The sequence below is a fragment of the Rheinheimera mesophila genome (assembly GCF_000986865.1).
Lineage (GTDB): Bacteria > Pseudomonadota > Gammaproteobacteria > Enterobacterales > Alteromonadaceae > Pararheinheimera > Pararheinheimera mesophila.
This window is the reverse complement of sequence record NZ_LAVS01000001.1, coordinates 279,951-288,766: the sequence shown is the minus strand read 5'-3', so window position 1 is coordinate 288,766 and position 8,816 is coordinate 279,951. Positions and strand designations below refer to the sequence as shown.

At 45.2% G+C, this 8,816-nt stretch carries 8 protein-coding genes; 7 read left to right on the top strand and 1 reads right to left on the bottom strand.

Going from position 1 to position 8,816, the window contains the following annotated elements:
* From SD53_RS01285 to SD53_RS01260, 6 genes are all read left to right on the top strand, one after another.
* On the top strand, positions 1-2,766 hold a 2,766-nt coding region (locus SD53_RS01285), incomplete at its 5' end, for an nSTAND1 domain-containing NTPase (RefSeq protein ID WP_046518412.1).
* A gap of 35 nt (positions 2,767-2,801) precedes the next feature.
* Positions 2,802-3,188, top strand: coding sequence for a DP-EP family protein (locus tag SD53_RS01280; RefSeq protein ID WP_046518369.1), 387 nt, complete (start codon positions 2,802-2,804; stop codon positions 3,186-3,188).
* Between the two features lie 229 nt (positions 3,189-3,417).
* Entirely contained in the window at positions 3,418-4,176 is a 759-nt protein-coding gene (locus SD53_RS18225; protein WP_052749198.1) for a DP-EP family protein, read from the top strand.
* Positions 4,177-4,449: 273 nt separating this feature from the next.
* Positions 4,450-5,487, top strand: coding sequence for a sensor domain-containing diguanylate cyclase (locus tag SD53_RS01270; protein ID WP_052749197.1), 1,038 nt, complete (start codon positions 4,450-4,452; stop codon positions 5,485-5,487).
* A 447-nt stretch (positions 5,488-5,934) separates the two neighbouring features.
* Positions 5,935-6,504, top strand: coding sequence for a HutD/Ves family protein (locus SD53_RS01265; RefSeq protein WP_046518368.1), 570 nt, complete (start codon positions 5,935-5,937; stop codon positions 6,502-6,504).
* Positions 6,505-6,833: 329 nt separating this feature from the next.
* Positions 6,834-7,208 (top strand): rhodanese-like domain-containing protein, encoded by a 375-nt coding sequence (locus SD53_RS01260; RefSeq protein ID WP_046518367.1) that lies wholly within the window; start codon positions 6,834-6,836, stop codon positions 7,206-7,208.
* Between the two features lie 47 nt (positions 7,209-7,255).
* Here the strand turns inward: SD53_RS01260 and suhB are convergent, their stop codons facing one another.
* Positions 7,256-8,059 carry an inositol-1-monophosphatase gene (gene suhB / locus SD53_RS01255; protein WP_046518366.1) on the bottom strand — a complete coding sequence of 268 codons (804 nt, stop codon included), beginning with the start codon at positions 8,057-8,059 and terminating at the stop codon, positions 7,256-7,258.
* A 189-nt stretch (positions 8,060-8,248) separates the two neighbouring features.
* On the opposite strand from suhB, the gene sixA reads away from it, so the two are divergent.
* Entirely contained in the window at positions 8,249-8,734 is a 486-nt protein-coding gene (sixA, locus tag SD53_RS01250; protein ID WP_046518365.1) for a phosphohistidine phosphatase SixA, read from the top strand.
* Positions 8,735-8,816: the final 82 nt, after the last annotated feature.

Sequence of the window (8,816 nt, the reverse complement as noted above, 5' to 3'; positions counted from 1 at the left end):
GGCAGCGGCAAATCTTCGTTAATCAATGCTGGCGTAATGCCAAATCTGATGCAAAACAGCGGCTACAACGGCGTCAAGGTAGAGTCGTACAGCAGTCTGGATTTAGCCGATCTAACCCCAGGCCAATTATTGATGCAACTGGCAAGTACCTTGCTCGACTGGGAAGTTGCAGACCAGCCGGTATTTGACGGCTGCAGTGCCGAACAGCTGGCAGATAAATTACAGCATCAAATGGACTGGGTGCTGCAAAGCTGTAAAAAAGCGCTTCAAAATCATAGCCAAAACGAAAGCAAATGCCGTTTTGCCATTTTTATCGACCGGCTTGAAGTGCTGTTGTCTTCGCCGCTGTTTAGCGAAGAAGAAAGGTTGCAGTTTATCGACCGGATGGAACAACTGGCCACTTCAGGTTTAGTGCTGGTATTAAGTGCCTGTCGTAACGAGTTTTACCCTTTATTGGTTACCTATCCCAGTTTGATGGCAGGCAAAGCCCGTGGTGCGCATTTTGACTTAGCACCGCCCGGCAGAGCCGAACTTTTACAAATGATCCGCTTACCCGCCATAGCCGCCAATTTAAGCTGGGATTTAGATCCAAACACCGCAGTACCACTGGATGAGTTGTTATGCAGCGAAGCCGCCAGCAACCCCGATGCTTTACCTATGCTGCAATACACCTTGCAGGAATTGTATTTACAGCGCAGCGACAGCAATCAGCTGCTGTTTTCTGTCTATAAAAACTTAGGTGGTATTGAAGGTGCTATAGGTAAAAATGCCGAGCAGGCCATAGCCCAGTTAAGCATCGCAGAAAAAGACAGCTTACCCCGCGTGCTCTCTTTACTGGTGACGTTACGCGAAGACGAACAGTCCATCACCAGCCGTACAGCACTCTGGCAACAATTACAAAATGACGCTGAACGCGCTTTGGTACAAGCTATGGTGGAGCATCGTTTATTTGTCTCCCACCTGCAAAACGCTGTGCCCTGTTTTAGTGTGGCACACGAAGCTTTATTAAGGCGCTGGCCAAGAGCAACAGCCTGGATAGCAGAACATCATCAAAGTTTAAGTGTAAAAAGCCGCTTGCAGCATTTAACCAAACGCTGGCTGGCCGAAGATAAACACAGCGCTTATTTATTGGCCGACGGCAAACCTTTAGCTGAAGCCCAGCAACTGGCACAAAACGGCTTTTTTACTTTAGATGCCAATGAACAAGCTTTTATTTTGGCTTCAGGCAAAAGAGCCAAACTGCTGCGCACCAGCAGACGCTTTACCTTTGCCTTACTCTGTGTACTGACTTTTACTGCAGTATTAATGAGCTTCCGAAGTTTTGAAGCGGAAAAACTGGCGCAACAAAAACGTTTAGCAGCCGAAAGTTTATTAGGTTTTATGGTGGGTGATTTTGCCGACAAATTACGCAGCATAGGCCGGATGGATTTACTGGACGGTATCAGCAATAAAGCGCTCGAGTATTTCAGCGATTTTTCTGATGCAGAACAAGACCAATACCTAAGCACCCAGGCCCGTTTGCAACATGGCCAAACACTGGAAGCTATGGGTGAAGTGGCGTATTCACGTGACAAAATTGATGAAGCCAAAACGGCTTTATTAGCAGCCAGAGAAAAACTGGCACCAGTACTTAGTGAGCAGCCAGATAATTTAGAACTGCTAAAAACCTTAGGCGCTAATGCCTTTTGGTTGGGGCAAATTCATTACGATGCCAAAAACTGGTTGGCCGTTAAACCAGAATTTGAGCTGTATTACAGCTATAGCCAGGCTATGTACAAAATAGCGCCCGACAGTGTCGATGCCCTCATGGAGTTATCTTACGCTACTAATTCTTTAGGCTCTTTAGCTATGAAATTGCAAGAGTTTGAGCAAGCCACAGCTTTTTTTGACGAGTCGCTGAATCTTAAATTATTGGCAAAAGCTAAAGACCCGGCTAATACCGCCTTAATTGCAGATATAGCAGATACTCGTTCCTGGTTGGCCAGCGCTGCTTTAGCAAAAGGGGATATTTATAAAGCTATAGCTGTGCATCAACAGATTCAGGCTGAATTTGAAATAATGAATAAGGATGCAAAGTCTGATGCTTATCTGCTTGAAAAAGTGTTCAATAGTTATTCCAAATTAGCAAAAATATATAGTTATCAAGGGTTGACCAAGAGGGCTTTTGAGCTAGCGTATCAGGCTTATGATTTGTTGACGCAGGCCGTTATTCAGGATCCTGGCAATAAAGGGTGGCAGAATGATCTGTTTTTTCAAAAGGCCCGGCTTATGAGGTTAAATGCACTGTTGCATGATCCTCGAATAAGTTATACGCCGGAGTTGTTGAGGCAAGAGCTTGAACGGAAGAAAGTCGAGTTTGGTAGTGAGTCGCGTTATCTAAGGGCTTACAATAACTGGAGACTTGAATCTGCTCATTACTACCAGGCAACAGGCCAACTACAAAAAAGTACTGACTCTATTCTCTCTGCTTTAGATTACTATCACGAATTATATGCAATTGACGCGACGAACCTAGGATTGGTACTTGCGTTAGCTGAAGCTGAGTTATTACAAGCTATACACTACAAAACAAAGCTCCAAGATAATAAAAGTAAGCAATCGTGCTCCAAAGTAAAAGCGTTACTTGAGCCTTTACAGCTAAAAGATAAGCAGCCTGACTTTATTCAGCCGTATGCTAGGGCTTTAAGTTGCCTTAATGAATTGGACCAATACCCTGAACTGCAACAACTGCTGCAAAAATCAGCTCTTGCGCTAAACGATTTTTAGATTTTTTGTTATTTAACCCAAACCAAGGAAAACTTATGAACGCAACAAACTTAATTCAGGGTCCTGTTATTGAAGTCATGATTACGCTGGATGCCAATCAGGAGCCTAAAGTGACTTATCTGCAGGATGGTGAAGTTTGCACTGGTAATGTAGTGGTGACTTGTGGTGAAGATATTACTTACAGACTGGTCAATTCTGCTGGTTATGCTTTTATGGGCGCAGGTTTTTTAACCCCTTATGACAATATTATTGATGCAGTACAGGTTTCTGCGGATGGCCAAGAGCTGGTGCTGGTGGATGAGGATAATGTGGCCGGTACAACAAAATTTCAGTTAATTTTTACTAATACAACCAATAGTTTGTTGCTGCTAAGTCCCGATCCACAGGTAATTAATAAAGATATAGACCCTCCTAAGTACTAATACCGGTTCTATTTTTTTCTGATTGCTAAACACTGCATTCAATTCAGTAGTTAGCATCTATAACTGTCAGTAACTCTTAATCTAAAGCCCCAGCTGGGGCTTTTTCTTTCAGTTTTAAAAAGCCACAACTCAAGTTGTCCCCGATTTTCTCTTGTTTATTCGTTGTCCCGCTATTAGTATAGAGCCAGATTTGTCCCCATCTTAACCCTTTCAATTAAAAGGAATTAGCGTGAAAAAAACGACTTTACTTTTTACTGCCTTATTAGTAGCTGCACCATTTTTAAGCCAGGCCGCCACCCAACAAGAAATTGATCTGGCACTTGCCCCTGTAAAAACCAATGCTGATTTACAACAACTGTTAAATTCAGCTTCGCCTTTAGATGCACTGGAACAGCATGTATTTCAGTTTGTCAGCAGTGTGAAGTTTTCGAAAAAAGGCCAGCAAATCAGCTTTGATAAAGAGCTGCTGGAATCCAATTTGTCTGCCACTGAAATTTATAAAATTCTGGTGCTATTTGGCCAACAAAGTAGCATCAGTCAGTATCAAAATGCGCTGATTGTCACTGACACCGATAAATTGTTATTAACAGGGTCCAGCTTGCCATTTTGTAATGCCGCCGATCCTATCGAAACCAGTGTCACCTTAGATAAAAATAAACAGGCGATATTTGGTTATGCCCAAAGTGGCGTTGTTTGTGATGGTAATGTCGAGCTGACTGAAAATACCACTATTACTTATGTGTTGGTGCCGGGCAAAAAATCGCCTAAAGGTTTACGTTTAGTTGGTGCTGGTTTTACCAACCCTTTTGACGGTCATATAGAAAAAGTGACGGTAAGTAGCGACGGCCAAAGCATTCAGCTGGAGAACAATATTGAAAACTCCGGTGTCAGCAAATACCAGTTTATCCTCGAGTCGGAAGAAAATGATTTGCTACTGGTAAGCCCGGATCCGCAGGTTGTAAATAAAGATAATAAGCCTCCTATGTAAGCTCGGTAACGCTGTTGTGCTTGGCGGTAAACGCTGAATAGTTGTCTTCATCAGCAGGTGTGAACAGGCTTTTTACTGCTGACACAAGCAACAGAGTTGAATAAAAAGCCCCTTGCTGGGGCTTTTTTAGTTTTTAGATAAAAATAATTTCATTTAAAATCAATTGTTTAAATCAGAAGGTTGCCGGAAGGTTTGTTTTTTCCATAAGTTCTAAAGTCATGCTCAGTAAACGCATCAATTGCGTCGGTACAAGGGCTTATGGAGCACAGACCTATGACTCGTTCAGCACAAACTAAAAGATTATATTTAACCTCTGCACCTGTAAGTGAAGCGAATGGCAGTAGTGCCGAGTTAAACCCTTCACTTTATAATCGCAACGATGTAAGCCGGATCGATTTTTCTGGTGCTGGTGGTTATGCGGTCCCTCATCTTGAGTCTTTACCTGCTTTGATTGAGTACTTGTCTGAAGCTGTATTAGTGGTCAATTCCAGCGGCACTATAGTGTGTATCAACAGCAAAGCAGCGCAGTTTTTGGGCCATACCCAGGGTGCATTACGGGGGCACTGCTGGCCGGACTTTTTAGTCAAACGTTATCAGCAGCATTACCACAGCCTGGTGGATATGGGCCGTCGGGGTTTATTGTCGCAGCAACAGTCGCCGGCTGAAATGGCCATTATTTGTGCCAATGGTGATGTCAAAGATATTGAGCTGTCGTTGTCCTATTTACCTTCAGATGATCCGCTGCTGGTGATTGTGATGCGTGATCTGACTTCCCATAAAGCTCAATGCCATAAATTGCATATGCTGGCCTGCACCGATCCTTTAACTGCGCTTGCCAACAGACGTCATTTTGATGAGATGTTGCAGAAGTGCTGGGATGAATGCAATAAAACACAAAGCCCTGTTAGTGTACTGATTGTTGACGTCGATTATTTCAAGCAGTTTAACGATCAATACGGCCATATTCAGGGAGATGAATGTTTACGTCGTATTGCAGCTGCTATTTCATTGGCTGTTCCCCGTGGTCAGGGTTTAGCAGCCCGTTATGGTGGTGAAGAGTTTGCGCTGGTTCTGCCTTATCACGACGAAGCCATGACCAAAGCCGTGGCCTTAAAAGTGCAGCATTATGTGCGCCAGTTGAATTTCTGTGAGCAAGGATTACCGGAAGATTTATGCGTTAGCGTCAGTCAGGGCCATGCCAGCGAAATCAACGGCCAGTTCCGCACCCCATTTGCCATGTTATGTGCCGCAGATACGGCTTTGTATCGCGCAAAATCAGAAGGCAGGGATTGCATTAGCGCCTGTTGCTAAGCCTTTGATCATCACGGGGCGTCGTACTTGAAGCCGCAGCTTCGTTGACTTCGTATTCTCGCCCCAGTTGTTTGTGGTACATGGTGATTGGTATGAGCTGCGAGTTCTCGCTTCAATCCAATTACACATAGGTAAACTATGCTCCTGGGGTCTCGAAGCCTCGTCGCCTCGCTGCAACTCCAATTACTTAGGGCAATAGGCTCGCTGAACTTGCCCCCGCCCGTCCATCAGCTTGAAATAACAGGCGTTGGTGTCTGGAATTGCTGCCCGCTTTGCGGGCGACCCTAAAGGTCGCCGCTACAAAAACAGCTGGTTTTGCTGCAACAAAGCCAGCGGAGCGTTTTACGCCTCGCTGCAAAGGGGCGTTTTTATTTATGGTCAGGCCCTTTTGTCACCCTAACGTAGCGCCTAAGATAAGCCACTTTAAATAGCTTTTAAGTTCTTGTTATGGCACTCCAACTTATCTCTCCAGATCAGTGGCAAACTCAGGCCTGGAAAAATGGCGGTGGCATTACGCATCAACTCGCCCGTTCTGACGACCAAAGCGGCATGCGCTGGCGTGTTTCTATAGCCGAAGTCGCCAGCGACGGTCCTTTTTCCCGTTTTGAACAAATCGACCGCGTTATTATGTTGCTGCAAGGCAATGGTTTTTGTTTGCATGGGGCAAAAGAGCAGGCAGTTGTGTTGGATAAAGATTTACAGCCTTTTGCTTTTGCCGGTGAAACCGAAATTGACTGTACCTTAATAGCAGGGCCAGTGCGGGATTTTAATCTGATGACCAGGCGCTTTGATGTAAAAGCTAGTTTGCAGGTGTTGTCTGTGAATGAACCCTCATCTTTAACTCTGACCAATGAATCTTTGTTATATCTGGCTTCTGGTCAGCTTCAGCTAAGTTTCAAAGAGCAAAGTTATCAACTGGACGCAGGGCAAAGCTTGTTATGTACGGACGAAGCAGGGGAACTGCAGATAAAAGCCAGTGCCGAGCCCTGTCAGTTGGTGTGGATTAGAATTTTGTAGTTCTGATTTGGTGGAAGTTTGCTACTGAATTAAAACGCTTTCGCCGTTGGCGAGATACTTTCTTTTGTGTCGCCAAAAGAAAGTATCCAAAGAAAAGGCGACCCTGGCCGCTGCGAAAGCCCGCTCAAAAAAGTGCGTCCAAGGCGACTCGGCAACTCGTTCGTCGCTAACGCTCCTCTCTCAAACACTCCTCGTCTTAAAACCTTGGCCACCCATTTTTGAACGGCTTGCGGCTAAGGGGGAAAAGAGGTAGCTTCGTTTTATATTGATTTAACTGACACGGCCATTGATTAAAAGTAGTGGCTACATGTAACTACAAGAAGGTTTTTATGTCCAAACAACATTCCCCGGGTTTTCTGGCTGTAGTCGACGATGCCAAAAGCAGAGTGAAAGAACTGACTATTGCTGATTTGCAGCAGTTTCCTACCCCTTATGTGCTGGTCGATGTGCGGGAAGATTTAGAGTGGCTGGCCGGGCATTTGCCTGCTGCTATTCATTTGGGTAAAGGCGTGATTGAGCGCGATGTGGAAAAAGCAGTGCAGGATAAACAGCAAACGCTGATTTTGTATTGTGGTGGTGGTTTTCGTTCGGCATTAGCGGCCGATATGTTGCAGAAAATGGGTTATCAGGATGTCTGGAGTCTGGCTGGGGGGTATACAGCCTGGGTCAATGCGGGTTTGCCTTTGACTAAGCCGCAAGTCTGATGCTGAGCAAAAACAAGCGGGACGGAATAAACCCGTCCCGCAGCCTATTATTTCAGTAAAGATTCAGTCAAATGCGGGCGCATGCCTTTTAGCATGGCGCCTAACAGTTTTGGACTGGCTGCCACTATATTGCCGCTGCGCAGGTAGTTGTTACCACCAGCGAAGTCACTGATTAAGCCACCGGCTTCACGTAAAATCAGCTCGCCTGCAGCAAAATCCCATGGCTTTAAACCAATTTCCCAGAAACCATCAAAACGGCCTGCTGCGACATAACATAAATCCAGCGCTGCCGAACCAGTACGACGCACGTCTGCGGCCTGAACCATCAGAGTTTTAAAGGTTTCAGTGTAGGCGTCTAAATGGTGTTTGTGTTTAAAAGGGAAACCAGTCGCCAGAATAGCGCCGCCTAAATCAGGTAAATTAGTAGTACGGATACGACGGCCATTGAGCTGAGCGCCTGCACCACGGGATGCGGTGAACACTTCGCCACGTAATGGGTCAAATACCACGGCTTGATCCAGTTTGCCCTGATGACGCAGAGCTATGGATACCGCAAAGTGAGGAATGCCTTTGATAAAGTTGGTGGTGCCATCAAGCGGGTCGATGATCCACTGGTAATCGCTATTGTTGTTGCCATATTCGCCGTTCTCTTCACCGATAATATCGTGATCCGGGAATGACTTACGTAAAACATGCACTATGGCCTGTTCTGCTTCTTTATCGATGTTGGTCACAAAGTCATTAGTGCCTTTCTGAGTCGTCTGAACTAAGTCCATCTGACCACAAGCTTTAGCGATGACATTACCTGCGCTGCGGGCAGCACGAATTGCGATGTTTAACATCGGATGCATAACGATTACCTTATTGTATAAAGAACAGTCAAAAGAGCGGCGCGTATTGTAGCCGCTGACAGGAAAAAGTAAAGACAAATCCCCTACCTGACAGAGGAAAGTACGACCATGTTGTCATACTTTTGTCATCAGAGCTGCTTAGAGTGGGCGCCATCTCTTTACAGGTCCATTCTCAAGTGAGCTAAGCCAATGAAATCTGTGTTGTATCTGATGCGCCATGCCACGGCTGATGTTCGAAATTCGCAGGTGGATGAAGCCGATCGTTGTCTGAATGAAAAAGGCCGGTTACAGGCGCGCCGCGTGGCAGCTTTTATGCAAAAGCAGGGGTTAATACCAGATCGTATCTTTTGTAGTCCACATACCAAAGCCATGCAAACTGCAGCTTTAGTCCGTAAAGATTTGGCGGTAAAAGTGCAGGTTGAAGAGTGGCCCTGTTTATTGCCCTCTGTGGCGGCTACTGAAGCAAAAACTTACTTGTTCAGCCAGTTACAAAACGATGAAGCTGTCTTGTTGGTAGGGCATGAACCTGAGCTGGCTTTGCTGGTGAACGAGTTATTGGGTTTGGATAAAATTTTCCTTGAATTGAAAAAGGCCTCTCTTACTTGTCTTGAATTAGATCTGGCGGCGACTGTTCCGGTCCGTTTAGCCTGGTCTGTACCAGCCAAGTTTATGTGATAGGAACAGATAAAAGCCAACAGGGCACAGACCAAGATAAGTTCAATAAATTCACTTGAATTGCGAATCATTCTTGTTTAGT